Source organism: Algibacter sp. L1A34 (assembly GCF_009796805.1).
GTDB lineage: Bacteria > Bacteroidota > Bacteroidia > Flavobacteriales > Flavobacteriaceae > Algibacter.
Genome location: NZ_CP047029.1, coordinates 766,263 through 791,697, shown reverse-complemented (window position 1 = coordinate 791,697; position 25,435 = coordinate 766,263). Strand labels below are relative to the sequence as shown.

Genomic DNA, 25,435 nt, shown 5'->3' with positions numbered 1-25,435 from the left:
GTATGGGTTTATATAACCTAAAAAATTAATGTGGTTGAATATTAATACTTGAAAAAACACAAGTAATATAAAGCGGCTAGCTTGGGCGAAAAATACACTATTCATTACTATTGCCGTTTATGAGGTTATTAATTTCAGGAAGATTTGTGTTTTCTATAATGTAAACATGCTCAATATTTGTCATGTCGTTAAATAGCAATACGTTTATTTCATAATAGTTTTCGTTATTATCGAGTTTGAAATCGTTAACCGTACCAATTGGAATACCTTTAGGGAAAATAGATGAAAGCCCTGAGGTTACAATAGTATCTCCTACTTTAAAACTTGCTATTTTTGGGATGTCGACAAGTTGGGTTAATCTTGGGTTTTTTGCATTCCATTTTAAAGATCCATAATGATTGCTTTTTTTTAACTTGGCGCTAATATTACTCGTTGTATTTAAAATAGAAATAACAGTTGCGAAATTTTTACTAGTTTTATTTATAATTCCTAAAATACCTTGACTTGTAATAACTCCAAAATCTTCTTGAATACTATCGTTTTTTCCTTTGTTTAAAAGAAGGACGTTATCAGATAAGGAATAACTGTTCTTAATAATATTAGCCGAAGTAAATTTGTATTTATTTTTAAAGCTTAGGCTGTCTATATAAATAGAGTCATTTTCCGTGCTATTATATAAAAGTGATTTAAGATGTTTGTTTTCTTCTGCTAATAAATTGTTTTGGGATCTTAAACTAAAATAATCCGAAATATTATTGACCGAATTATAAACACCACCCGTTAAAAAATTGGCTGAATTTATAAACTTGCTTTTATGGTACGAATGCGATTGAATAGTAAAAACTATAGAAATACTAAACAGCAAAAAGAACAACAAAAAATTTTTGTTTCTTATTATAAAATTAATAATCTGTTGCATGCGTTATGGACCTATATTATGCTTTTATTTTATCAATACACTTTTGTATTTAGGTAAGTTTTTAAGTGTAATACCAGTACCACGTACTACTGCACGTAACGGATCTTCGGCAATGTAAACCGGTAAATCTGTTTTTAAAGATAAACGCTTGTCTAAACCACGAAGCATAGATCCACCACCAGCTAAGTAAATACCAGTGTTGTAAATATCGGCAGCTAATTCTGGAGGCGTTTGAGATAAGGTTTCCATAACTGCATCTTCGATACGTAAAATAGATTTATCTAAAGCCTTCGCGATTTCCCTATAAGAAATAGATACTTGTTTAGGTTTTCCTGTTAATAAATCACGTCCTTGAACGCTCATATCTTCTGGGGGCAACTCTAAATCTTCAGTTGCAGCACCAATTTGTATTTTTATTTTTTCCGCAGTACGTTCACCAACATATAAATTGTGCTGTGTACGCATGTAATACACAATATCGTTGGTAAATACATCACCTGCAATTTTAACCGATTTGTCGCAAACAATACCTCCAAGAGCAATAACCGCAATTTCTGTTGTACCACCTCCTATATCCACAACCATGTTTCCTTTTGGTTGCATAATATCTACGCCAATACCAATTGCAGCAGCCATAGGTTCGTGAATTAAGTAAACTTCTTTACCATTAACACGTTCTGCACTTTCTTTTACCGCTCGCATTTCCACTTCTGTAATTCCCGAAGGAATACAAATTACCATACGTAAAGCAGGTGTGAAAAACCTCTTTTTTAATGCAGGTATGTTTTTTATAAACATACTTATCATTTGTTCCGAAGCATCAAAATCTGCAATAACACCGTCTTTTAAAGGACGAATGGTTTTAATGTTTTCATGGGTTTTACCTTGCATTAAACTGGCTTCTTGCCCAACGGCAATAATTTTACCAGAAACTCTATCTCGTGCTACGATAGATGGTGCGTCTACAACAACCTTGTCATTATGAATAATAAGTGTGTTTGCGGTACCTAAATCTATGGCTATATCTTCGGTAAGGAAGTCAAAAAATCCCATGTGCTATTAAAAATTTATTGTGGTTTGAAATACGAATCCCGTAAAAGTACTAAAAGTTACCAAATATTTTGAGTTTTAAAGCATTCAAAATTAGGTTTATCAAAAGTATTCTAAGGTTATACGTAGTTTATTTAATTACGGACGGTTTAAACAGTCCCTTATTATAGAAAAGGGTGTTTAAACCGTCTGTAAGAATTAGTGTTTAAAATGACGAGTTCCGGTCATTACCATAGCCACATTATTATCATTGCAATAATCGATACTTAATTGATCTTTTATAGAACCACCTGGTTGTATAACAGAAGCAACACCAGCATTTTTAGCGATTTCTACACAATCAGGGAAAGGGAAAAAAGCATCACTTGCCATAGCAGCTCCATTTAAATCGAATTTAAAAGTTTGTGCTTTATGTATGGCTTGCTCTAAAGCATCAACACGACTAGTTTGTCCTGTTCCACTTGCCAACAATTGTTTGTTTTTTGTTAAAACAATTGTGTTAGATTTTGTATGCTTACAAATTTTAGAGGCAAAAAGTAAATCTTCAACTTGTTCGCTTGTTGGCGCTAAAGTTGTTACTGTTTTTAAATCTTCAGCTTGATCTGTAATATTATTTCTGTCTTGAACTAAAACACCGTTTAAACAACTTCTTACATTTGTTTTAGGCATTTCAATATTATGAATTTCTAATAGAATCCTGTTCTTTTTACCTTTTAATGCTACTAACGCATCTGGAGCAAATGACGGCGCAATAACTACCTCACAGAATAATTTATGTATTTCTTCAGCTGTAGCTAAATCAATTTCTTTGTTACTAATTAAAACGCCACCAAAAGCAGAAACTGGATCGCCAGCTAAAGCATCAACATAGGCTTGGTGCAATGTATCACGTTGTGCTAAACCACAAGCGTTATTATGTTTTAAAACGGCAAATGTTGGCGCATCGTTTTTAAACTCGTTCATTAAGTTAACGGCTGCATCAACATCTAAAAGGTTGTTATAGCTTAATTCTTTCCCGTGAAGTTTAGTAAATAACTCATCGAAGTTTCCGAAGAAAAACCCTTTTTGGTGTGGGTTTTCACCATAACGTAAAGTTTTACCGTTTGTTTCGCTAATTTTTAAAACAGTCTCTTCATTATTTTTGTTGAAGTAGTTAAAAATGGCTGTATCGTAATGAGAAGAAACGTTGAATGCTTTTCCTGCAAAACGTTTTCTGTTTTCTTCTGAAATGCTACCGTTGTTTTCTGAAATAACGTCTAGAAATTCAGCATAATCATCAACTGATGATACACAAATTACATCAGCAAAGTTTTTAGCCGCTGCACGAATTAAAGAAATACCACCGATATCAATTTTTTCAATAATATCTTGTTCACTAGCTCCAGAAGCTACTGTTTTTTCAAATGGATATAAATCAACAATTACAACGTCAATTTGTGGGATTTCGTATTCAGCTAATTCAGCAACATCACCAGCATGGTTTTGTCTATTTAAAATTCCTCCAAAAACTTTAGGGTGTAATGTTTTTACACGACCACCAAGAATAGAAGGGTAAGAGGTAACTTCTTCTACAGGAACAACGTCTATACCTAAATCGTTAATAAATTTTTCGGTGCCACCAGTAGAATAAATGGTTACGCCTTGCTCGTTTAACTTTTTTACAATAGGTTCTAATCCGTCTTTACTAAATACAGAAATTAGGGCCGATTTAATGGTTTTTTCGTTGCTCATTAGTGTTGTGTTGTGTTTAAGAGTCCTTTTTTATGTGAAATTTTATTGTTTCTCAGTCTGTTATACTGAAAATTTAAAATAATTGCAAAAGTACTTATTTTACTTTAAAAAACGGGTTGCGAATTCTTAAAAAAGACACGTCATTTTTCAACTAAAAACCGAAGTTGTTAACAAGTAGAATGTAAAAAATTACAAAACACAAATTCTAAAACTAAACAGCTAGAAAATTTAATTTTTAAACACGAGGTTTGCTAAAGCATGGTTGCTACTTGGGTACAAACAAATTCTAGAAAACATTCATCCGCATCCGTAAAAGGGTCTGGTGTATTCGAGTCGATATCAATTTGTCCAATATTTTCACCGTTTACAAAAATAGGAACTACAATTTCTGCTTTAACCGTAATGCTACAAGCAATGTAATTATCTTGAGCAGCAACATCGGGTACTACAAAGTTTTCGTTGCTAACAGCTACTTGCCCACAAATACCTTTTCCAAAAGGAATAACAGTGTGGTCTGTTGGCGCACCAACGTAAGGGCCTAAAAGTAACTCTTCTTTTTTACCGTTTCTAAAATAGAAGCCTACCCAGTTATAGTATTCTATGTTTTTATCGAGTAGTTCACATATTTTTAATAGACGTTCGTTTTTATCTAGGTCTTGGTTAGAAATAATAGCTGATACTTGGGGTTTTAGAGTTTCTAAAATCATAATTCTAAAAGTTTTGGTAAAAGTATTTAAAAAGATGTAATTTCGGTACTTTGTTTATAGCATTTTAATTTGAAAACACTCTTTATAAAATACAGGTCGGTAATAAAGTTCATACTTACATTTTTGGTAGTGTATATTCTGCTATCTGTACTCTATAAATTTTATTTACAATTTTCTGATGGTTCTAAGTTTTATCCAGATTATTTTACGCATTTAGTTGGCCAACAAGCTAGTTCTTTACTAAGTACGTTTGGTTATGATGCTCAGCTTCTACCGCACCCAAGTGAGCCTTCCTTAAAACTTGTTTTAAAGGGAGAGTATGTGGCGAGAATAATAGAGGGCTGTAATGGGTTGAGTGTACTAATCTTGTTTGTTTCGTTTATTGTTGCCTTCTCAGGGAAGTTAAAAACAACTATTTTATATATCCTTTCCGGTAGCGTTATTATTTATGTTGTTAATGTTTTACGGATTGTGATTTTATCGATTGGGATTTATAGTTATCCCAAGCAATCGGAATTTTTACATTCCGTAGTGTTTCCTGCTATTATTTATGGCGTTGTTTTTCTACTATGGGTTTTTTGGGTGAATCGTTTTTCAAAATTAAACAAGAAAGATGTCTAAGATAGTTAAGTATATTTTACTTTTTATATTGATAACCTTATTGATTTTAATTCGATGGTTTGAAAATGAGTTGTTTTACGATCCGTATTTAACCTTTTTTCATAACGATTATTTGTACATCGATAGTCCGCGTAGAGAAGTGTTAAAACTTGTTGCTTTTACCGCGCTGCGCTATGCTTTAAATGGTTTGGTTTCTTTAGCGATTCTTTATGTAGTTTTTAAAGATAGAAGCATTGTAAAGTTTTCTGCTTTAGTTTACGTTATGACTTTTATGGTTTTAATCTGTGGGTATTTATACTTTGTAATTAACCCGAAACAATCCGATTATTATCTCTTTTTTAATTTGAGACGTTTTTTAATTCAACCGGTAATTTTAATATTGTTATTGCCTGCTTTTTATTACTATAAATTAACGAAGGATATAAAATAATCTTTTATTCTGAAGAAACATAGAAGACTTATTTCTATAAGCTTAACTAATTTTTTTATTTAAGAATAAAAAAAAGGTGATTAATCAGTTTTAAAACCTCATAAACACCTTTGTTATATTAATTTCTATAGATTTATTTTATCAATCCAGCACGTTTTAATAACGCTTCTGGTTTTGGTTCTTGACCTCTAAAACGTTTATAAAGTACCATTGGGTTTTCTGTTCCACCTTGAGAAAGTATGTTGTCTTTAAATTTGGTAGCGACTTCTTTGTTGAAAATACCAGCTTCTTTAAAGTATTCAAAAGCATCGGCGTCTAAAACTTCGGCCCATTTATAACTGTAATATCCAGAAGAATATCCACCTTGGAATATATGAGAAAATGCCGTACTCATACAAGTTTCTTTTGTTTTTGGATATAGATTAGTATCTTTAAAAGCTTCAGTTTCGAAATCTTTGACACTAGTTGTTTTGCTAGGATCTTGACCATGCCATTTCATATCTAATAACCCGAAACTTAATTGACGTAGCGTTTGCATACCTTGATGAAAACTAGCCGAATCTTTAATTTTTTCAACTAAATCCATCGGGATAACTTCTCCAGTTTCATAATGTTTAGCAAACAATTCTAAGGCTTCTTTTTCGTAACACCAGTTTTCCATTACTTGACTTGGCAACTCTACAAAATCCCAAAAAACACTGGTTCCAGATAAACTTGGGTATGTTGTGTTAGCTAACATGCCATGTAGTGCGTGTCCAAATTCGTGGAATAGGGTAGTGACCTCGTTAAAAGTTAATAAGGATGGTTTGCTTTTGGTTGGTTTAGTGAAATTGCAAACTATGGAAATATGCGGACGGCTATTTTCTCCGTCTATAACATATTGTGGTTTGTAAGATGTCATCCAAGCACCGTTTCTTTTTCCTGCTCTTGGGAAGAAATCGGCATAAAAAACAGAAACTAAATTCCCGTTTTCATCCGTAACCTTATAGGTTAAAACATCTTCGTGATATTTATCAATTGTATCAATTTCTTCAAAACTTAAATCGAATAATTTGTTGGCAACTGTAAAAGCACCATCAATTACATTTTCTAATTTAAAATATGGTTTTAGTTGCTCATCATCTAAACTAAATAATTTTTGTTTCAGTTTTTCAGAATAATAAGAGCCATCCCATTTTTCTAATTGGTCTATGTTGTCTAAATCTTTAGCGAATTTTTCTAAATTTTCAAATTCGTTTTTCGCTGCCGGTTTTGCTTTTTCTAACAACTCGTTAGAGAAATCTAAAGCTTTTTCAGGTGTTTGCGCCATGCGTTCTTCTAAAACAAAATGAGCATGTGTTTTATAACCTAATAAATTTGCTCGTTCATGGCGTAGATTTACAATTTGAAGTACATTATCTTGATTATCTAAATCATCACCTTTAAAACCTTTGCTTCCTGCTGCTAAAGTTAATTTTTTTCGTAACTCTCTATTATCAGCATAGGTTACAAAAGGAATATAACTAGGGTAATCTAAAGTGAATAACCAACCCGTTTTATCTTTCGATTCTGCTAATTGTTTGGCTGCTTCAATAGTGCCTTCAGGCAAACCTGCTAAATCTTTTTCGTCTGAAATTAACATTTCAAACTTATTGGTTTCGGCTAATATGTTTTCACCAAACTTTAAGCTTAACTGACTCAGTTTTTTGTCTATTTCGCGTAATTTTTCCTTTTTGTCTTCTGGTAAATTAGCTCCGTTTCTAGAAAAACCTTTGTATTTTTTGTCTAATAAGGTTTGTTGTTCAGTGGTTAAATTCAGTTCGCTTTTGTTGTTGTAAACAGTTTTTACACGTTTAAATAAATTTTCATTTAAAGTGATATCATTGCTGAATTCTGACAATAACGGAGAAACTTCTTGAGCTATTTTTTGAATAGTTTCATTAGTTTCAGCAGAATTCAGATTAAAAAATATACTAGAAATTCTGTCTAATTGTTCTCCAGAAAAATCTAGAGCAACGATTGTGTTTTCAAAAGAAGGAGCTTCTGTATTGTTAACTATAGCATCAATTTCAGCTTTAGCTTGTTGTATAGATTCCTTAAAAGTTGGAAGATAATCGTCGTTTTCAATCGCTAAAAAAGGCGCTGAATTGTATGGTGTTTGGAATGGGGTAATTAAAGATGTTTTTATCATTTTAATTAAATATAAGTTAAAATTAAAATTTAGTATGTACGCATAGTAAATTATTGTAAATTTGCATCAACAATTTTTAGAGTGACTAACTCTTATAGGATTATTGTTAATAGCTAGAAAAACCTTGAAATTTATATTTCGAGGTTTTTCATTTTATAGTATTAGCCTAAGTTTTTAGCCGATTCGTTTACTTTTACTTTCAAGTCTTCTTTATAGGCTATAATTTTATCTAGAACAACTTTGTCACTCGCTCCTAAAATTTGAGCCGCTAAAATCCCTGCGTTTTTCGCGCCGTTTAAAGCTACGGTTGCTACGGGAACACCGCCTGGCATTTGCAAAATGGATAGCACAGAATCCCAGCCATCAATAGAATTACTGCTTTTTACAGGAACTCCAATAACGGGTAATGGAGATAGAGAAGCAATCATGCCTGGTAAATGTGCTGCGCCACCTGCACCTGCAATTACAACTGCAAAACCTCTTGTGTGAGCGTTTTTTCCGTAGTCGAATAATTTTTCTGGTGTACGATGAGCCGAAACAATATCAACTTCAACCTCAATATTAAATCCCTTTAAAATGTCTATGGCATCTTGCATTACTGGCAGGTCGCTTTTGCTTCCCATGATGACTCCTACTTTATTCATTTTCAATATGAATTAAATTTATAATTGTTTTTTTTTGAATCGCTTCGAATGATAAAAACCTCCAATATGTTTTATTCTGAAATTACTCGAATAGAGTTCTTAACTTCTTCGGCAATCCGTCTTGCTTCGTTTAAATCTTCATTTACAATAGTAACATGGCCCATTTTTCTAAACGGGCGAGTTTGTTTTTTTCCATAAATATGTGGTGTTACACCATCCATACTCATTATTTTTTCTATGTTTTCGTAAACCACATTTCCGCTAAATCCTTCGGCACCAACAAGGTTAACCATTACGCCTCCCACTTTGTTATCAGTACGTCCTAAAGGTAAATTTAAAATGGCGCGAATATGTTGTTCAAATTGCGATGTATAGCTAGCTTCAATAGTTTGGTGACCAGAATTATGTGGTCTTGGAGCGACTTCGTTTATTAAAATTTCATCGTTTTTTGTTTGAAACATTTCAACAGCCAATAATCCAACATGGTTAATCGCTTTAGAAACTTTTAATGCTGCTTCTTCTGCTTTTTTAGCAACAGTAGCATCAATTCTAGCGGGACAAATTACATATTCTACTTGGTTGGCCTCTGGGTGAAATTCCATTTCTACCACTGGGTAGGTTTTTGTTTCTCCCAATGCATTTCTTGCCACAATTACTGCAAGTTCGTTTTTAAAAGGCACCAAATTTTCAGTAATGCATTCTACGTTAGGTAGATCTTTTAAATCGTCAACTGTTTTTACAATTTTAACACCGGTGCCATCATAACCAAATTGAGCGCATTTCCAAACAAAAGGTAAGCTTAAACTACCGTGATTTATGGCTTCTGTTATTTCCGAAGTAAAAGCAAAACGTGTAAATGGAGACGTTGGAATATTATTGTCCACATAAAATAATTTCTGTGTGGCTTTGTTTTGGATAATTTGTAATGTTTTAGCCGATGGATATACTTTTACACCTTCTTTTTCAAGGGCCACCAAAGCATCAATATTTACATTTTCTATTTCAATCGTTAAAACATCTACTTGTTTCCCAAAGTTGTAAACCGCATCATAATTCATTAAATCGCCAAGGTGAAATTCATCGCAAGCTGTTTTGCAAGGGGCTTCGTTACTAGATTCTAAAACACAAGTGTAAATATCGAATTTTCGAGTGTTGTAAAGTAGCATTTTACCCAGTTGGCCACCACCTAAAATACCGAGTTTAAAATTGGAAGAAAAGTAATTCATTGGTTTGTTTTTAACTAAATCGTCATAATTATGAGCAAAAATACGTTATAATCTTAAAATAGGCTTCAATTCATAAATCAAAAAAGCCTAAATCGTTAATCTATTGATTATCTTTGCCACTTTAAAAATTAATAACGGTGATAAAGTTACACGACAAATATTTTAAACCATTTATTACAGCAAAACAAATCGATGATGCGTTAGCTAGGATGGCCGATGAGATTGCGAACGATATTGGAGAAGAAGTTCCTGTTTTTATAGGGGTGCTAAACGGTTCGTTTATGGTGGTAAGCGATTTTGTGAAAAAATATCCAAAACCTTGCGAGGTTACATTTATCAAATTAGCATCATACGAAGGTGTGAAATCTACTGAAGATATTCAGCGTTTAATTGGTTTAACCCAGGATTTAACAGGGCGTACCGTAGTTATTTTAGAGGATATTATTGATACCGGAAATACGCTAACCGAAATACACCGCATTTTTGAAAACGAGAATGTAAAAGCGTTAAAAATTGCAACATTATTTTACAAGCCCGAAGCATATAAAAAAGATTTTAAACTACATTATGTTGGTATAGAAATCCCTAATAAGTTTATTGTAGGTTACGGCCTAGATTACGATGGATTGGGAAGGAATATACCAGAAGTATATCAAATAAAAGAAACACAACACATGACAAATTTAGTGCTATTTGGCCCTCCAGGAGCAGGCAAAGGAACACAGGCGAACTTTTTAAAAGAAAAATACAACTTGGTACATATTTCTACCGGCGACGTTTTTCGATTTAACATTAAAAACAAAACGGCTTTAGGTATGTTAGCTAAATCGTTTATTGATAAAGGCGAGCTCGTTCCAGACCAAGTAACTATAGATATGTTAAACGCTGAGGTTGAAAAAAATGCTGATGCAAAAGGTTTTATCTTCGATGGTTTTCCAAGAACGAATGCACAAGCAGAATCTCTTGATAAACTAATGGAAGCTAAAGATTCGCAAATTAACGCGATGATTGCACTTGAAGTTGATGATGAAATTTTAGTAGGGCGTTTATTAAAAAGAGGAGAAACAAGTGGCAGAGCTGATGATGCTGATGAATCTATTATAAGAAATAGAATTACAGAATATTACAGCAAAACTGCAATTTTAAAAGATTACTACAGCGCTCAAGATAAATACTTTGGTGTTGATGGTGTTGGAAGTATAGAAGATATTACCGTGCGTTTAAGCACTGCTATAGATAATCTATAAGTTGAAAAGTGTATTCGTTTAGCTGTTTATATAAAAGCAGATATTTTTATTCGAGGTGAAAATCGACTAAACAACTTTACAACAAGCAAAGAAATAAAGAAAGAAAAATGACAGAAGGAAATTTTGTAGATTACGTAAAAATGTATGTAAGCTCTGGTAAAGGTGGCCGTGGATCGGCACATTTACACCGCGAAAAATATATCACAAAAGGTGGTCCCGATGGAGGAGATGGTGGTCGTGGCGGACACATAATTCTACGCGGAAACGATAACCTTTGGACCCTTCTGCATTTAAAATATAAAAAACACCTTCGTGCCGGTCACGGTGAGAACGGAGGCAAAAGTAGAAGTTTTGGTGCCGATGGAGAAGATTTTTACCTAGACGTGCCTTTAGGAACAGTTGTTCGTGATACAGAAACTAACGACATTATTCTTGAAATTACCGAAAACGGCGAAGAGCAAATTATTGCCGAAGGCGGAAAAGGTGGTCTTGGTAACTGGCACTTTCGTACATCAACAAACCAAACGCCACGCTATGCGCAACCTGGGTTGCCTATGGAAGAAAAGTACATAACTCTTGAGTTAAAAGTACTTGCCGATGTTGGTTTGGTAGGTTTTCCTAATGCTGGAAAATCAACACTTTTATCTGTAGTAACCTCTGCAAAACCGAAAATTGCCGATTACGAATTCACCACCCTAAAACCAAATTTAGGTATCGTGAAATATCGTGATTTTCAAACTTTTGTAATGGCAGATATTCCTGGGATTATCGAAGGCGCAGCCGAAGGTAGAGGGCTTGGGCATTACTTTTTACGCCATATTGAGCGTAACTCGATTTTGTTGTTCATGATTCCTGCCGATGCTGAAGATATCAAAAAACAATACGATATTCTACTCGACGAACTACGTCGTTACAACCCAGAAATGCTAGATAAAGATCGTATAATAGCCATATCTAAAAGCGATATGCTTGACGATGAACTTCAAGCCGAACTAAAAATAGAAACTCGATAACGAACTTCCAATTCCATACATCTTTATTTCATCTGTAGCTCAAAAAGGCATCACTGAATTGAAGGATATGCTTTGGAAAATGTTAAACTAATAAAATATTTTGGGCGTTACCCGAAAAGGGTCGCGCTTTCACTACTCGCTCCCTTCCTTTGGTCGGGGAGCTCAAACAGGTCGTTCAATCGCTAACGCAGGTAAATCTGTCTAGTTGGTTTGTAAAACTAAATTATTATACTTTTTGCCAGGGTAAATCAAAAGTTAGTCCAAAATTAGAAATTAATATTTGGAACAATTTTTGTTTAAATTTATAGAAAATACAAACTATGAAAATTGCAAAAGTACTAGCCCTTTTATTTTTAGTAGCATCCTGCGCACCTGTTTACGTGAATTACGATTACGAAAAAGGTACAGATTTCACCAAATACAAGAGTTATAATTATTACGCCGAGATGAAAACAGGTTTAAGTGAACTCGATACAAAGCGTTTGTTAGATGCTTTAGATGTTCAGCTTAAAGAAAAAGGATTTGTTCTTTCGGACAATCCGAGTTTTTTCATCGATATAAAAAGTACTGAATTTCAAGGTGCACAAAGACAAACTGTTGGTGTAGGTGTTGGCGGCGGTGGCGGTAATGTTGGCGGCGGAATTTCCATAGGACTGCCTATTGGTCAAGCTCAAGTAACCCGCAAAGTAACCTTCGATTTTGTTGACGAGAATATAAAACAACTCTTTTGGCAAGCCGTTAGCGAATCTAATTTCAATCCAAACAGCACACCCGAAAAAAGAGAAGCGCGCTTAAGTGCTATTGTTGCTAAGGTTTTAAAGAAGTATCCGCCTAAAGAGTAAGTTAGTTTTTTACTAAGCGTTTGCTTGCTATAAGTACATTGTTAGCATAGAAATTTGTTAAATAAATTCCGGTACTAAAAGCACTAATATCTATTGGTTTAATTTCAGAATTAGAAAGCGAAGTAGAAAGTAGTTTTCTGCCTTCCATTGAAATAATATCAACTTTTAAATTTTCAAGAGTCTCACTTTCAAATCTCAAATTTACCATATTTGAAACTGGATTTGGGAACATTAAAACCTCGAAATTATCACTCAAACTTTCAATAGATTCGATACCTAAACTAGAATGGTTTATAGTCCATGTTACTGTGCTTATGTGTTTTGTTTCGTGATTATCAATTTTTAGTAAAGAACTTGGGTTGTCATGAATTACGGCCGTTAAAGTGTTTAATCCTATATTTAAATCGGTTTCTTGAATAATAACATTGTCAACGCTAGAAGCAAAAAGATTCCCATTAAGAGTCCATGCTCTTTCTAAATCATGTGTTGGTTTTATTAAGGATAATTTAAATTCTAAAGGTAATTCGGGGTTGTTAACTGTTGTCGTATTTGGTTCGTAACTTTCTAAAGAAGGTAATAAATCATGTATTTTTTCAATTATACCTTCAGTGCAAACGGGACAAAATGTATAGTTTAGGTTTTCCATAATACACTTTTGGTGTGGCTTATACCATTCTGCACAATTGCCTGTGTCGCATGTATATTGGTAAACGCCAACATTTTTTGTGCCTACCCAATTTTTCCATTTTACAAGATTTTCATCACTTTCTTTAGTCATGTTTATGGCTTCTTCAGTAAAAAAATCACCAGGGTAATATTCGTCTTTGAGATCAAACATAGAATGTCCGAGTTCGTGAATTACGGTTTTTGGCCCCCAATATCCAGTGTAACTCATTGGGAATTCTCCACCACTTGCACCATATACGTCTGAATTTACTAAAATTAAAGCTTGATCGTAAGTCGGGAAATTATCAGCTAACACACTATTTATTTTTACTTCGGTTTGGTTAGCATAGTCTCCGTCTAATTCATAAAAAAGTCTTCTGTGTGCACCAAAAGAGTCGTAAGTGGCATTAAAATAAGTGTCAACATTAGTTATAGGCGAGATCGGTGCGTCCGGTGTTTCTAGCGGCTCATCACTTTCTCCAGGATGATCTGCACCACTTTCATTTGATGGTACGTAAATGATATGAACGTTAAAGTAATTGGCATATTCTTTAAAAGGGGATTCGTTAAACATACTATTTGTGTAGCTAACGGCGTCCGTTTTAAATTGTTCAAACTCACTAACTTGATAGCCTTCGCTTAAAATCACCAAATTGAGACGTTTATCATTGTCTCCAAAGTTTTGAATGGTTTCTTGAGTAAAAACCTGAGCCCATATAAACTGGTAATTCAGTAATAAAAACGAGATATAAATAAGCTGTTTCATGTTATTCAATGCTAGAGATAATAAGCGTTTTTGTGTTTTGTAGAGAGTCAATAATCTCTTTAATTCGAATAAACTTGGTTGCAGGGTTTAACTGAATGCGTAAATTTAATGATGTTTGCTTTATGGAAACTCTTCGCTTTTTAAAAGATAGGGAATCGGTTGTGAATTCTATAGATTTTAATAAAGGATTTGAAATGATTTGGTTGGAAAGTGTTGTTTTATTGTTGTCTAATTGTACGCAAACTAAATCGCCTACTGCACCCGAATTAATATATTTTGAGCTCTTGTTTCGTAATTTGCCATCAACTATTTTTTTATCAATAAATTGAATCGTTTTTTCTCCGCTATCGTTTTTAGAAATCTTATAGTTTAAAAATATAAGTTTAGGGTTGCTTTCCGTAATAACTTGGTTGTTAGTAATATTTAGTTTTGAAGCGCAAGAGATGCATGTTAAAATAAGGAACATTAAAAATGTAATTTTAACTTTGTAAAAGTTAGTATGTTTTGGGGCAACTTTTTTCACAATACAATTAAAAAATTTATGCAAAGTTACGGAATATTGTGTTTTCCTCTGTTTTTATAGATGGGAATGCTTTAATTTCGGATGAAAAGCTTGATGTTATATCGATAAAAAACGAAAAGAATGATTATTGTAAAAAGAACAAATCCTGATAATTTAGACTTTCAAGAACTGGTTAGAGCTTTAGATCTTGATTTAGATGGGTATTATAAAGAAAAAACATCGTTTTACGGAAAACTTAATAATACTGAAAAAATAAAACATGCTGTTGTGGCTTATGATGAAAACGAAAACCTTGTTGGTTGTGGAAGTATTAAAGCGTTTTCTAATCATGAAGTTGAAATTAAACGCATGTTTGTGCCTTTAAATTTTCGTGGAAAAGGTATTGCTCTATCTATTTTATCAGCTCTGGAAGATTGGGGAAAGGAACTAGATTTTGAAAATTGTATTCTCGAAACATTAAAAGAGAAGCCTTATGCTATTCGTTTCTATGAAAAAAATAATTATCGCATTATTCCAAACTTTGGAGATTATGTAAAAGCGAATAATAGTATTTGTTTCTCTAAAAAATTAAAATAAAGAATGGTATGAAAACTTATATCGCATTACTAAGAGGAGTAAACGTTGGTGGGAAAAAGAAAGTTTTAATGGCGGAACTTCGTGATTTTCTTACTGAAATTGGCTTCAAAAATGTTCAAACTTATATTCAAAGTGGTAATATTATTTTTAATTCTGAAGAAGAGGAGCAATTTAAACTAGAAGAAAAAATTGGAGATGCTATTTTAGCTAATTTTGGATTCGAAGTCCCTGTTCTTGTTAGAACGCATCAAGAATTAGAAGCTATTTTTAAAAACAGTCCCTTTTCCGAAGAAAAAAAGAAAAGTAGTTATTTTTCATTATTATACAACACTCCAAATAAAAACTTGGCAAATTAGGCTTCTAAAATAGAGTATGAAAATGAAGAGATTATAATTACTGCTAATTGTGTCTATTTTTATTCGGCTATTGGTTACGGAAAGACAAAGTATAACAATAATTTTTTTGAACGAAAACTTAAAGTAACCGCAACTGCTAGAAATTATAAAACTATGGTAAAGTTACTTGAGTTAGCAGCAAAGAACGATTAAAAAAGGAATTATACTCTATTCACGAATTCATTAAAAATAGCACATATATTTCTTATTTTTGCCAAAACAAGCTTCCTTTAAGCTGAAAATTTAAACATGACCGAAACCGATTTTATCCCAAAACCATATTTAAACCATATTGAAAGCGGAGACTTCACGTGGAGTTCACCAAGTAACATTGCCTTGGTTAAATATTGGGGCAAAAAGCAAGATCAAATACCCGAAAACCCATCGATAAGTTTTACGCTCGATTATTGTAAAACCACTACAAAACTAAGCTTTTCGAAAAAGGAAAATAAAGAAGCTTTTTCGTTTGATGTGTTTTTAGATAATGAAAAAAAGGATGATTTTAAACCGAAAATTGAAACGTTTTTTAAACGTATAGAAATCTATTTACCATTTTTAAAAGATTTTCATTTTAAAATAGAAACATCAAATTCGTTTCCACATAGTTCTGGTATTGCATCATCGGCATCAGGGATGAGTGCGTTGGCATTGTGTTTAATGAGTATAGAAAAGGAGTTTGTTGAAAATATTTCAGATAAATTTTTTATTCAGAAAGCATCATTTTTGGCTCGCTTAGGTTCTGGAAGTGCTTGCCGTAGTTTAGAAGGTGATTTGGTGGTTTGGGGAAAACATGATGAAATTGATGGAAGTTCGGATTTGTTCGGTGTAAAATATCCGTTTGAAGTTCATCAAAATTTTAAGAACTATCACGATACTATTTTGCTAGTTGATAAAGGAGAAAAGCAAGTAAGTAGTTCGGTTGGCCATAATTTAATGTACGGTCATCCATTCGCTCAGCAACGTTTTGAGCAGGCTAATAAAAATCTGTCGAGCATAAAAAGCATCTTAAAATCTGGTGATTTAAATGCTTTTATAGGTTTAGTAGAAAGTGAAGCGCTAACGCTACACGCTATGATGATGACGAGTATGCCTTATTTTATTTTAATGAAACCGAATACTTTAGAAATTATAAATAAAATTTGGAGTTTTAGAGAATCTACAGGGTCTAAAGTGTGTTTTACTTTAGATGCAGGAGCCAATGTACATGTCTTGTATCCTGAAAATGAAGCTGTTTCTGTGCTTAAATTCATTAAAAATGAATTAGTAATTTTTTGCCAGAAAGGCGAATATATTAACGATAAAATTGGTTTTGGAGCTCAATTAATTAAAGTAGAGTAGATCTTTTCTACGAATTTAATTGTATCTTATTACTTGATTTAATATAAATTAGAAAGCGTGAAAATATTGTTAAAAATAAAAGTATTATTTTTGCAATAATTATTGTGAATTATTTGACGAAGAAGGATTTACAATGTTTAAGCCCAAATTAGCCAAAACGGGGAGATTATTGGTAAGTACTGTTATATGTTAAAGCGGTAGTTATTAATTTTTTACTTTAAATTATTTATTTATGAAAGGACCATTATTTTACTCAAAAATATTACTCTTTGGAGAGTATGGAATCATTAAGGATTCTAAAGGTTTATCTATACCTTATAATTTTTATAATGGGGCTTTAAAAAAGGATAATAATCCGTCGGAAGCTGCAATTGCTTCCAATGCAAGTTTAAAACGTTATGTTGATTATTTAGAAAATATTAATCCAGAATTGGTTGTTTTTGATGTGGCTTCACTAAAAAAACACGTGAATTCGGGTATGTATTTTGATTCGTCTATTCCTCAAGGTTATGGTGTAGGTAGTAGTGGCGCTTTAGTTGCTGCTATTTATGATAAATATGCTCAAGATAAAATTACTGTTTTGGAGAATTTAACGCGTGAAAAACTTTTAAAGTTAAAAACGGTTTTTTCTGAAATGGAATCTTTTTTTCATGGAAAATCTTCGGGTTTAGATCCGTTAAATAGTTATTTAAGTATTCCAATTCTTATCAATTCTAAAGATAATATTGAAGCTACAGGTATTCCTGCTCAACAAAATGGAGGTAAAGGAGCTGTGTTTTTATTAGATAGTGGCATTGTAGGAGAAACAGCACCTATGGTAAGTTTATTTATGGAAAACATGAAGCAAGAGGGTTTTCGTAATATGTTGAAAAATCAATTTATAAAACATACCGATGCCTGTGTAGATGATTTTCTAAAAGGAGATATTAAATCCTTATTTAAAAACACGAAGAGTTTGTCTAAAGTGGTTTTAAGTCATTTTAAACCCATGATTCCTCAACAGTTTCATGCACTTTGGAAAAAAGGTATCGACACCAACGATTATTATTTAAAACTTTGTGGTTCTGGTGGTGGAGGTTATATTTTAGGTTTTACTGAAGATCTTGGTAAAGCCGAAAAAGCACTTTCTGATTATAAATTAGAAGTAGTTTATAACTTCTAAATTTCATGTTTTGTTATATTGTTTCGTGAACTTTCGAAATTGTTTAACAATATTTTCAAAAGCAATTTTTTATGCTGTCCAGAAAACAAAAGCACATTTTACTTAAGTTTTTTAGTATGTTTTCTGTAGTGCGTGGTTACAATATTCTTGTTGTTGTAATAGCCCAATATTTAACTGCTATTTTTATTCTTGCGCATGATCTACCTGTAAAACAAGTTGTTTTAGATTTAAATTTACTCATGCTTGTTTTAGCATCGGCTGCTGCGATTGCTGGCGGATACATTATCAATAATTTTTACGACTCAGAAAAGGATTTGATTAATCGACCTATAAAATCTAAGTTAGATAAACTAATTAGCCAAAACACGAAGCTGTCTTTCTATTTTGTGCTTAATTTTTTAGCTGCAGTTATGGCGAGCTACGTATCCTTTAAAGGTGTTATTTTCTTTTCTGTTTATATTTTTGGAATATGGTTTTATTCGCATAAGTTAAAGAAAATGCTTTTTATTGGTAATTTAACGTCTGCTGTGTTAACTATAACACCATTTTTTGCAATTTTTATGTATTACAAAAACTTCGAACACGTAATTTTTGTACATGCTATATTCTTGTTTCTAATAATGTCTATGAGAGAGCTTACCAAGGATTTAGAAAATATAAAAGGAGATTTGGCTCAAAACTACAAGACTATTCCCATTGTTTATGGGGAAAAAGCATCGAAAGTTATGTTAACCATTTTGGCTGTTTTAACGTGGTTACCTATGAGTTTGTTGCTTTCGCGTTACGATATTGGTTATATGTATCTATATTTCTATTTATGCATTCCGTTGTTATTGGCTTTTTTGTTAATATTATGGATGTCTCGAACAAAAACGCATTATTTAATACTTCATAATATTTTAAAATTTATAATTGTTGTTGGCGCCTTTAGTATCGTACTTATAAAGGTTAGTGTGGTTTTAAATAGAATTTAGTAAAGAGTTCTTTCTTCAGTTATACATAAAAGAAAAGTAGAACTTCAGCATATATACAACGTATCACGATTCATTAATAAAACATTGCTATTAAGGGCTTTCGTGATATTTAAAGAAAACAAAAAGTAAAACTTAAATCGTCAATCATAATTTTAAATATATCTTTGCAGAAAATTATTAGTCATGAATAGAAATCAAGGAACAAGCGGAAAAGGGAAACCTTCAGGAAGAGGTAATCAAGGAGAAGCTAAAAAAGGCGTTGCTAGAGGAGGCGAAGGCGGAAAAAGTAAAAGTTTTTCTAGAGGAAATGCGCCTATTAAAAAAGGAAATCCTGCACCTAAAAAAGCGAGTAATCCTGATGAAATTAGACTAAACAAATACATTGCAAATTCTGGAATATGTTCTCGTCGAGAGGCCGATGATCATATTGCTATTGGTTTAGTAACCGTTAACGGTAAAGTAATTACCGAAATGGGATATAAAGTTAAGGTTGCAGACGAAGTTCGTTACGATGGGGCACGTATAAACCCTGAGAAAAAAGCTTACGTTTTATTAAATAAACCTAAAGGATTTGCTACAACAACTAGCGAAGGTAAAGGGAGAACGGTAATGGATTTGGTTGCTAATTCAACAAGTTCGCGTATAAAGCCTATTGGGCGTTTAGGTAGAAACTCTAAGGGGTTAATATTATTTACAAACGATGATGCCATAGCGGCTAAATTTACTAATTCTAAACATGGTGTACCACGCTTATTTCATATTGAATTGGATAAGAACTTAAAACTTGAAGATCTTAAAAAGATACAAGCTGGTTTTAAAATTGATGGAAAACTTATTGAAGTAGAGGAAATTAGCTATATCGATAATGCGTCTAAAAAAGAAATTGGACTTAAAATTAAAAATACAGGAAACACTATTATTCGTAGTATTTTCGATTACATTAAATACGAGATTGTTACTTTAGATTGCGTTGCTATTGGGCATTTAACTAAAAAAGATATTCCTCGCGGAAGCTGGAAACATTTAACTGAGCAAGAGTTAAACACTTTAAAAATGTTGTAAACTTTTTAAGTTAAGTTTAAAAAATAGAAGCCGTTTTTTTCGGTACAAAGCGCACGTGTAAATTTTTATACGTGCGTTTTTTATTGTTTTAAGAACTAAATATTATTAATTTAAAACAGAAACTATCGAGTGGATTCAGGGCTTTTGGAGATGATAAAAAATATTTTAAAAATAAATTAAAAAAAAGTTTGTATTTCATTTTTTTGTATTTCATTTGCACTATTATTAGCTGAACGAATTGAACTCTGTTTCTGTGTTCGGGCTTTTGGACATTAGGAAGTCATTTTCAAAAGCTGCTTACCGATTAAGCGACCGAATTTTAAAGCTAACTTCCGTATCTGCCATATATGCTATCCAGTATAAGTACGGCTTTGTGCCTACTACTCAACCGGAAATTCAAATCTGATTTATTTATTTTTATTGACTTAACGTGTAGTTAATCTACAATTTATATCTTTAACTTTCTTAAAATAAATACATTGAATACAAAATATATTGATTTAATCAATCAAACTTATGATTTCCCACAAGAGGAATTTACATTAGAAAACAAAACATTGCAATTTCATGGAGTAGACCTAATGGAGTTGGTAGAGACTTACGGCGCGCCGTTAAAATTTACGTATTTACCACAAATTTCTAACAATATTAATCGTGCAAAAAAATGGTTTGCCGATGCTATTGAAAAGAACGATTATAAGGGTAAATATAATTACTGCTATTGCACAAAAAGCTCACATTTTAAACATGTTTTAAATGAAGCTTTAAAGAATGATATTCATATTGAAACCTCATCGGCTTTTGATATTGATATTGTTGAAAACCTTAAAAAAGAAGGCAAAATAACCGATGATACTTTTGTGATTAGTAATGGTTTTAAACGTGCGCAATATGTTACAAATATAGCGCGATTAATTAATAATGGGCATAAAAATGCAATCCCTATTATTGATAATTACGAGGAAATAGAGTTGCTGTCTGATGAGATTAACGGAAAATTTAATGTTGGAATTAGAATAGCTTCGGAAGAGGAACCAAAATTCGAGTTTTACACATCACGTTTAGGTATTGGCTATAAAAACATTGTGCCTTTTTATAAATCTCAAATTCAGAATAACGAAAAAGTGAATTTAAAAATGCTTCACTTTTTTATAAATACAGGTATTCGTGATAATGCTTATTACTGGAACGAGCTTACTAAATGTTTAAGGGTTTACACGAATTTGAAAAAGATTTGTCCAAATTTGGATAGTTTAAATATTGGTGGAGGTTTCCCAATTAAAAATTCTTTAGTTTTTGATTACGATTATGCTTACATGGTTGAAGAAATTGTAAATCAAATTAAAATTGTTTGTGAAGAGGAAGGTGTAGATGTGCCAAATATTTTTACTGAATTCGGTAGCTTTACCGTAGGAGAAAGTGGTGGTGCGATTTATGAAATTTTATACCAAAAACAACAAAACGATCGTGAAAAATGGAACATGATAAACTCATCTTTCATTACAACATTGCCAGATACTTGGGCTATTAATAAACGTTTCTTGATGCTGCCTTTAAATCGCTGGAACGATAGTTACGAGCGTGTTTTATTAGGTGGTTTAACTTGTGATAGTGATGATTATTACAACAGTGAGCAGAACATGAATGCGATCTATTTACCAAAGTATGATAAAGATAAACCTTTATATATCGGCTTTTTTAATACGGGTGCTTATCAAGAAACCATTGGTGGTTTTGGAGGTTTGCAGCACTGTTTAATTCCGTCGCCAAAGCATATTTTGATAGATAGAGATGAGGATGGAAACATTACAAAGAAAATATTTAGTGAACAACAAAAAAGTGAAGACTTACTTAAAATTTTAGGTTATGAGTAATAATACCTACGCTGGAATTTCAGAAGAGTTTGCGAAAAAAGAAACCGCAAAAATCGTTTTAATCCCTGTGCCTTATGATGGTACAAGCACTTGGCAAAAAGGAGCAGATAAAGGACCGAAAGCTTTTTTAGAAGCATCGGAAAATATGGAGCTTTACGATATTGAAACGGGAACAGAAGTATACCGACAAGGTGTGTATTTAGCAGATGCCGTAACTGAAAACGATTCGCCAGAAGCTATGGTGGAAGCCGTACATAAAGCGACTAAAAAATATATTAAGAAGAATAAGTTTGTAACCATTTTTGGAGGCGAGCATTCGGTATCTATCGGAACTATTCGTGCTTTTAATGAAATGTACCTAAGCTTAACAGTTTTGCATATTGATGCGCATGCCGATTTGCGTAAGGAGTATGATGGTTCTAGCTGTAATCATGCTTGTGCGGTTTACGAGGCGAGCCAAACTACAAATTTAATACAAGTAGGTATTCGCTCTATGGACGTTATGGAAAAAACGGTAATGGATGAAGAGAAAACTTATTTTGCTCACGATATGGCTGTGGATGATACTTGGGTAGATTCAGCAATCGATCAAATGACTGATAATGTATTTATTACTTTCGATCTAGATGCTTTCGATCCGTCGATAATGCCAAGCACGGGCACACCAGAACCAGGTGGTTTATTGTGGTACGAAACGCTTGACTTTTTAAAACAAGTGTTTGAGGAGAAAAATGTGGTAGGTTTCGATATTGTAGAACTTTGCCCGAATAAAAAAGAAAAATCGTCAGACTTTTTAGCTGCTAAATTGTATTATAAGATGCTAAGCTATAAATTTATGAACGAGGATGTAGGCGAAGATTACGATAACGCTTACACCAATACAAAAGAAAAAACTAACGCAACTAAATTCAATGACAACGATGAGTACTAAAGGACCAATTTCGCAATTTATAGAAAAACATTATTTACATTTTAACGCCGCAGCTTTGGTTGATGCAGCAAAAGGGTACGAGGCTCAGTTAGAATCTGGCGCAAAAATGTTAGTGTCTTTGGCTGGAGCAATGAGCACCGCTGAGTTAGGTATTAGTTTTGCTGAAATGATTCGTCAAGATAAAGTACAAATTATTTCTTGTACTGGTGCAAATTTAGAAGAAGATATTATGAATTTGGTAGCGCATTCTCATTATAAACGTGTACCAAATTACCGTGATTTAACACCTCAAGATGAATGGGATTTACTTGAAAAAGGTTTAAACCGTGTTACAGATACTTGTATTCCCGAGGAAGAAGCTTTTCGAAGATTGCAAGAACATATTGTTCAAATTTGGAAAGAAGCTGAAGCTAATGGCGAACGCTTTTTACCACATGAATATATGTACAAAATGTTGCTATCTGGTGTTTTAGAAGAGCATTATGAGATTGATTTAAAAAACTCTTGGATGTACGCTGCAGCGGAAAAAAACTTGCCTATTGTTTGCCCAGGTTGGGAAGATAGTACTATGGGGAATATTTTTGCGAGTTACGTGCTTAAAGGTGAATTAAAAGCAAGTACAGTAAAATCTGGTATTGAATACATGACCTTTTTAGCAGATTGGTATACCCATAATTCTAAAAATGGTATTGGTTTCTTTCAAATTGGTGGTGGTATTGCTGGCGATTTTCCGATATGTGTGGTGCCTATGTTGTATCAAGATATGGAACGTACAGATACACCGTTTTGGAGTTATTTTTGTCAAATTAGCGATTCTACAACCAGTTATGGTTCGTATTCTGGAGCTGTGCCAAACGAGAAAATTACTTGGGGTAAATTAGATATTAACACGCCTAAATTTATAATTGAAAGTGATGCTACTATTGTTGCACCTTTAATCTTTGCTTACCTTTTAGGTCAATAAGCCATGAATATTAAAAAAATAGAAAATATAGAATTAAAGTATCTAACAGTTGATGATTTTGAAGAATTAAAAACAGCAACTTTAGAATCTTACGGAGGTGTGCTGGATTCGTATTGGAAAAAAGACCATATTCAGAAATTAACAAGCATGTTCCCAGAAGGGCAGGTGGTTATTAAAATTGATGGAAACTTGGCAGGTTGTGCATTATCGCTTATTGTAGATTATGATAAAATAGATGACAATCATACTTATAGTGATATTATTTCAGGCGAATCCTTTAAAAATCATGATCCAGAAGGCGATGTGCTTTATGGTATTGATGTGTTTATAAAACCAGAATATAGAGGGTTGCGTTTAGGTAGACGACTTTACGATTATAGAAAAGAAGTTTGCGAAACATTAAACTTAAAGAGTATCGTATTTGGTGGGCGTATGCCAAACTATCATAAACATAGAGACTTAACTCCTAAGGAATATATTGAAAAAGTTAAACGCAAAGAAATTCATGATCCGGTTTTAAACTTTCAAATATCTAATGATTTTCATCCGGTTAGGGTTTTAAAAAACTATTTAGAAGGTGATACAGCATCAAGCGAATATGCGGTTTTAATGGAATGGGATAATATTTCTTATACCAAACCCAATAAAAAAGCAAGTAGTATTAAGACAGTTGTACGTTTAGGGTTGATACAATGGCAAATGCGACCGTATAAAGGTCTAGACGATTTAATGCAACAAGTAGAGTATTTTATCGATAGTGTTTCGGCATATCGATCGGATTTCGCTGTGTTTCCTGAGTTCTTTAATGCACCTCTAATGGCGGAATTTAACCATTTGCATGAGCCAGAAGCTATTCGAGAATTAGCAAAGTTTACTGAAACTATTGTTAATAGAATGAAGCAGTTATCTATTTCATATAATATTAATATTATTTCGGGAAGTATGCCAGAGTTGGTTGGTGATAAACTATATAATGTTGGGTATTTATGCCGCAGAGATGGTAGTTTTGAACGTTACGAAAAAATTCACGTTACACCAGATGAGGCTAAGGTTTGGGGTATGCAACGCGGAAATAAATTAAAAACTTTCGAAACCGATTGTGGTAAGATTGGTATATTAATTTGTTACGATTCGGAGTTTCCTGAGTTATCTCGTTTATTGGCAGATGAAGGTATGGATATTCTATTTGTACCGTTTTTAACCGATACACAAAACGGGTATTCTCGAGTGCGTTTATGTGCACAAGCACGTGCTGTAGAGAACGAATGTTATGTTGCTATTGCTGGAAGTGTTGGTAATTTACCAAACGTGAATAACATGGATATTCAATACGCGCAGTCTGCTGTATTTACACCATGCGATTTTTCGTTTCCAAGTAATGGAATAAAAGCAGAAGCTACGACTAATACAGAGATGATTTTGGTTGCCGATGTAGATTTAAGCTTATTGCGAGAACTACATTCTTTTGGAGCTGTTAAAAACCTGAAGGATCGACGAAAAGATTTTTATGATGTAATTCGTGTAAAGTAATCATAAATAATTATATTTATCTTGTGGCTAAATAATGCCCGAATCTAAAAAGGAATTAACCCTGTTTAATGCAA

General features: G+C 32.9%; 23 protein-coding genes and 1 pseudogene. 15 read left to right on the top strand and 9 right to left on the bottom strand.

Translation table 11 applies throughout. From position 1 onward, the window contains the following. Nucleotides 1-97: 97 nt before the first annotated feature. The 4 genes from mreC to GQR97_RS03470 all read right to left on the bottom strand — a co-directional run bounded on the left by mreC (nt 98) and on the right by GQR97_RS03470 (nt 4,407). Nucleotides 98-919: a rod shape-determining protein MreC gene (gene mreC, locus GQR97_RS03485; RefSeq protein WP_158845376.1), complete on the bottom strand. Its 822-nt coding sequence runs from the start codon at nt 917-919 to the stop codon at nt 98-100. Between the two features lie 24 nt (nt 920-943). Further along, on the bottom strand, nt 944-1,972 hold the full coding sequence (locus GQR97_RS03480; RefSeq protein ID WP_158845373.1) for a rod shape-determining protein: 1,029 nt from the start codon (nt 1,970-1,972) through the stop codon (nt 944-946). A gap of 195 nt (nt 1,973-2,167) precedes the next feature. Beyond that, nucleotides 2,168-3,700: a bifunctional phosphoribosylaminoimidazolecarboxamide formyltransferase/IMP cyclohydrolase gene (gene purH / locus GQR97_RS03475; RefSeq protein WP_158845370.1), complete on the bottom strand. Its 1,533-nt coding sequence runs from the start codon at nt 3,698-3,700 to the stop codon at nt 2,168-2,170. Between the two features lie 251 nt (nt 3,701-3,951). Beyond that, the gene (locus tag GQR97_RS03470; RefSeq protein ID WP_158845367.1) at nt 3,952-4,407 is read right to left on the bottom strand and encodes a GAF domain-containing protein; all 456 of its coding nucleotides are present in this window, start codon (nt 4,405-4,407) and stop codon (nt 3,952-3,954) included. 129 nt (nt 4,408-4,536) lie between these two features. On the opposite strand from GQR97_RS03470, the gene xrtF reads away from it, so the two are divergent. Further along, nucleotides 4,537-5,028 (top strand): exosortase family protein XrtF, encoded by a 492-nt coding sequence (gene xrtF, locus GQR97_RS03465; RefSeq protein WP_317164124.1) that lies wholly within the window; start codon nt 4,537-4,539, stop codon nt 5,026-5,028. Continuing rightward, nucleotides 5,021-5,458 (top strand): exosortase F system-associated membrane protein, encoded by a 438-nt coding sequence (locus GQR97_RS03460; RefSeq protein WP_158845361.1) that lies wholly within the window; start codon nt 5,021-5,023, stop codon nt 5,456-5,458. Before xrtF ends, GQR97_RS03460 begins: the two co-directional genes overlap by 8 nt. A gap of 133 nt (nt 5,459-5,591) precedes the next feature. Here GQR97_RS03460 and GQR97_RS03455 read toward each other — a convergent pair whose 3' ends face one another. The 3 genes from GQR97_RS03455 to GQR97_RS03445 form a co-directional block, all read right to left on the bottom strand. Continuing rightward, entirely contained in the window at nt 5,592-7,628 is a 2,037-nt protein-coding gene (locus tag GQR97_RS03455; protein ID WP_158845359.1) for a M3 family metallopeptidase, read from the bottom strand. A 161-nt stretch (nt 7,629-7,789) separates the two neighbouring features. Continuing rightward, complete coding sequence (gene purE, locus GQR97_RS03450; RefSeq protein ID WP_158845356.1) at nt 7,790-8,272, bottom strand: 5-(carboxyamino)imidazole ribonucleotide mutase; 483 nt, start codon at nt 8,270-8,272, stop codon at nt 7,790-7,792. Between the two features lie 71 nt (nt 8,273-8,343). Then, the gene (locus GQR97_RS03445; RefSeq protein ID WP_158845353.1) at nt 8,344-9,498 is read right to left on the bottom strand and encodes a 5-(carboxyamino)imidazole ribonucleotide synthase; all 1,155 of its coding nucleotides are present in this window, start codon (nt 9,496-9,498) and stop codon (nt 8,344-8,346) included. Between the two features lie 137 nt (nt 9,499-9,635). Between GQR97_RS03445 and GQR97_RS03440 the strand changes: the two genes are divergently transcribed. The 3 genes and pseudogenes from GQR97_RS03440 (at nt 9,636) to GQR97_RS03430 (ending at nt 12,600) form a co-directional block, all read left to right on the top strand. Continuing rightward, nucleotides 9,636-10,745, top strand: a complete 1,110-nt coding sequence (locus GQR97_RS03440) for an adenylate kinase (RefSeq protein WP_158845350.1) — start codon at nt 9,636-9,638, stop codon at nt 10,743-10,745. A 107-nt stretch (nt 10,746-10,852) separates the two neighbouring features. Then, a pseudogene (obgE, locus tag GQR97_RS03435) lies at nt 10,853-11,849 on the top strand (GTPase ObgE). Between the two features lie 229 nt (nt 11,850-12,078). After that, a complete protein-coding gene (locus tag GQR97_RS03430) occupies nt 12,079-12,600 on the top strand; it encodes a DUF4136 domain-containing protein (protein WP_158845348.1) in 522 nt (173 codons plus the stop codon). A 1-nt stretch (nt 12,601) separates the two neighbouring features. Here GQR97_RS03430 and GQR97_RS03425 read toward each other — a convergent pair whose 3' ends face one another. Further along, nucleotides 12,602-14,032 carry a M64 family metallopeptidase gene (locus GQR97_RS03425; protein ID WP_158845345.1) on the bottom strand — a complete coding sequence of 477 codons (1,431 nt, stop codon included), beginning with the start codon at nt 14,030-14,032 and terminating at the stop codon, nt 12,602-12,604. 1 nt (nt 14,033) lies between these two features. Continuing rightward, the gene (locus GQR97_RS03420) at nt 14,034-14,498 is read right to left on the bottom strand and encodes a hypothetical protein (RefSeq protein ID WP_158845342.1); all 465 of its coding nucleotides are present in this window, start codon (nt 14,496-14,498) and stop codon (nt 14,034-14,036) included. Between the two features lie 177 nt (nt 14,499-14,675). Between GQR97_RS03420 and GQR97_RS03415 the strand changes: the two genes are divergently transcribed. The 10 genes from GQR97_RS03415 to GQR97_RS03370 all read left to right on the top strand — a co-directional run bounded on the left by GQR97_RS03415 (nt 14,676) and on the right by GQR97_RS03370 (nt 25,361). Then, nucleotides 14,676-15,131: a GNAT family N-acetyltransferase gene (locus GQR97_RS03415; protein ID WP_158845340.1), complete on the top strand. Its 456-nt coding sequence runs from the start codon at nt 14,676-14,678 to the stop codon at nt 15,129-15,131. A gap of 8 nt (nt 15,132-15,139) precedes the next feature. Further along, a complete protein-coding gene (locus GQR97_RS19760; protein WP_233267594.1) occupies nt 15,140-15,487 on the top strand; it encodes a DUF1697 domain-containing protein in 348 nt (115 codons plus the stop codon). Between the two features lie 288 nt (nt 15,488-15,775). Further along, nucleotides 15,776-16,864, top strand: a complete 1,089-nt coding sequence (locus GQR97_RS03405; protein ID WP_158845337.1) for a diphosphomevalonate/mevalonate 3,5-bisphosphate decarboxylase family protein — start codon at nt 15,776-15,778, stop codon at nt 16,862-16,864. A 232-nt stretch (nt 16,865-17,096) separates the two neighbouring features. After that, entirely contained in the window at nt 17,097-18,026 is a 930-nt protein-coding gene (locus GQR97_RS03400) for a mevalonate kinase (protein ID WP_158845334.1), read from the top strand. 71 nt (nt 18,027-18,097) lie between these two features. After that, on the top strand, nt 18,098-19,000 hold the full coding sequence (locus tag GQR97_RS03395) for a geranylgeranylglycerol-phosphate geranylgeranyltransferase (protein WP_158845332.1): 903 nt from the start codon (nt 18,098-18,100) through the stop codon (nt 18,998-19,000). 183 nt (nt 19,001-19,183) lie between these two features. Beyond that, a complete protein-coding gene (locus tag GQR97_RS03390) occupies nt 19,184-20,062 on the top strand; it encodes a pseudouridine synthase (protein WP_158845329.1) in 879 nt (292 codons plus the stop codon). 479 nt (nt 20,063-20,541) lie between these two features. After that, the gene (locus tag GQR97_RS03385) at nt 20,542-21,936 is read left to right on the top strand and encodes an arginine decarboxylase (RefSeq protein WP_158845326.1); all 1,395 of its coding nucleotides are present in this window, start codon (nt 20,542-20,544) and stop codon (nt 21,934-21,936) included. Then, complete coding sequence (speB, locus tag GQR97_RS03380; RefSeq protein WP_158845323.1) at nt 21,929-22,867, top strand: agmatinase; 939 nt, start codon at nt 21,929-21,931, stop codon at nt 22,865-22,867. The genes GQR97_RS03385 and speB overlap by 8 nt, the downstream gene beginning before the upstream one ends. After that, nucleotides 22,857-23,831: a deoxyhypusine synthase family protein gene (locus tag GQR97_RS03375; protein WP_158845320.1), complete on the top strand. Its 975-nt coding sequence runs from the start codon at nt 22,857-22,859 to the stop codon at nt 23,829-23,831. Before speB ends, GQR97_RS03375 begins: the two co-directional genes overlap by 11 nt. Before the next feature lie 3 nt (nt 23,832-23,834). Then, a complete protein-coding gene (locus GQR97_RS03370; RefSeq protein WP_158845318.1) occupies nt 23,835-25,361 on the top strand; it encodes a bifunctional GNAT family N-acetyltransferase/carbon-nitrogen hydrolase family protein in 1,527 nt (508 codons plus the stop codon). Nucleotides 25,362-25,435 lie beyond the last annotated feature (74 nt).

Coding starts and splice junctions, on each gene's coding strand:
- mreC (WP_158845376.1), bottom strand. CDS start 919: ATGCAACAGATTATTAATTTTATAATAAGAAACAAAAATTTTTTGTTG.
- GQR97_RS03390 (WP_158845329.1), top strand. CDS start 19,184: ATGAATAGAAATCAAGGAACAAGCGGAAAAGGGAAACCTTCAGGAAGA.
- GQR97_RS03480 (WP_158845373.1), bottom strand. CDS start 1,972: ATGGGATTTTTTGACTTCCTTACCGAAGATATAGCCATAGATTTAGGT.
- GQR97_RS03470 (WP_158845367.1), bottom strand. CDS start 4,407: ATGATTTTAGAAACTCTAAAACCCCAAGTATCAGCTATTATTTCTAAC.
- GQR97_RS03395 (WP_158845332.1), top strand. CDS start 18,098: ATGCTGTCCAGAAAACAAAAGCACATTTTACTTAAGTTTTTTAGTATG.
- GQR97_RS03420 (WP_158845342.1), bottom strand. CDS start 14,498: ATGTTCCTTATTTTAACATGCATCTCTTGCGCTTCAAAACTAAATATT.
- GQR97_RS19760 (WP_233267594.1), top strand. CDS start 15,140: ATGAAAACTTATATCGCATTACTAAGAGGAGTAAACGTTGGTGGGAAA.
- GQR97_RS03370 (WP_158845318.1), top strand. CDS start 23,835: ATGAATATTAAAAAAATAGAAAATATAGAATTAAAGTATCTAACAGTT.
- purH (WP_158845370.1), bottom strand. CDS start 3,700: ATGAGCAACGAAAAAACCATTAAATCGGCCCTAATTTCTGTATTTAGT.
- GQR97_RS03415 (WP_158845340.1), top strand. CDS start 14,676: ATGATTATTGTAAAAAGAACAAATCCTGATAATTTAGACTTTCAAGAA.
- purE (WP_158845356.1), bottom strand. CDS start 8,272: ATGAATAAAGTAGGAGTCATCATGGGAAGCAAAAGCGACCTGCCAGTA.
- GQR97_RS03455 (WP_158845359.1), bottom strand. CDS start 7,628: ATGATAAAAACATCTTTAATTACCCCATTCCAAACACCATACAATTCA.
- GQR97_RS03375 (WP_158845320.1), top strand. CDS start 22,857: ATGAGTACTAAAGGACCAATTTCGCAATTTATAGAAAAACATTATTTA.
- GQR97_RS03460 (WP_158845361.1), top strand. CDS start 5,021: ATGTCTAAGATAGTTAAGTATATTTTACTTTTTATATTGATAACCTTA.
- speB (WP_158845323.1), top strand. CDS start 21,929: ATGAGTAATAATACCTACGCTGGAATTTCAGAAGAGTTTGCGAAAAAA.
- GQR97_RS03425 (WP_158845345.1), bottom strand. CDS start 14,032: ATGAAACAGCTTATTTATATCTCGTTTTTATTACTGAATTACCAGTTT.
- GQR97_RS03405 (WP_158845337.1), top strand. CDS start 15,776: ATGACCGAAACCGATTTTATCCCAAAACCATATTTAAACCATATTGAA.
- GQR97_RS03430 (WP_158845348.1), top strand. CDS start 12,079: ATGAAAATTGCAAAAGTACTAGCCCTTTTATTTTTAGTAGCATCCTGC.
- GQR97_RS03445 (WP_158845353.1), bottom strand. CDS start 9,498: ATGAATTACTTTTCTTCCAATTTTAAACTCGGTATTTTAGGTGGTGGC.
- GQR97_RS03400 (WP_158845334.1), top strand. CDS start 17,097: ATGAAAGGACCATTATTTTACTCAAAAATATTACTCTTTGGAGAGTAT.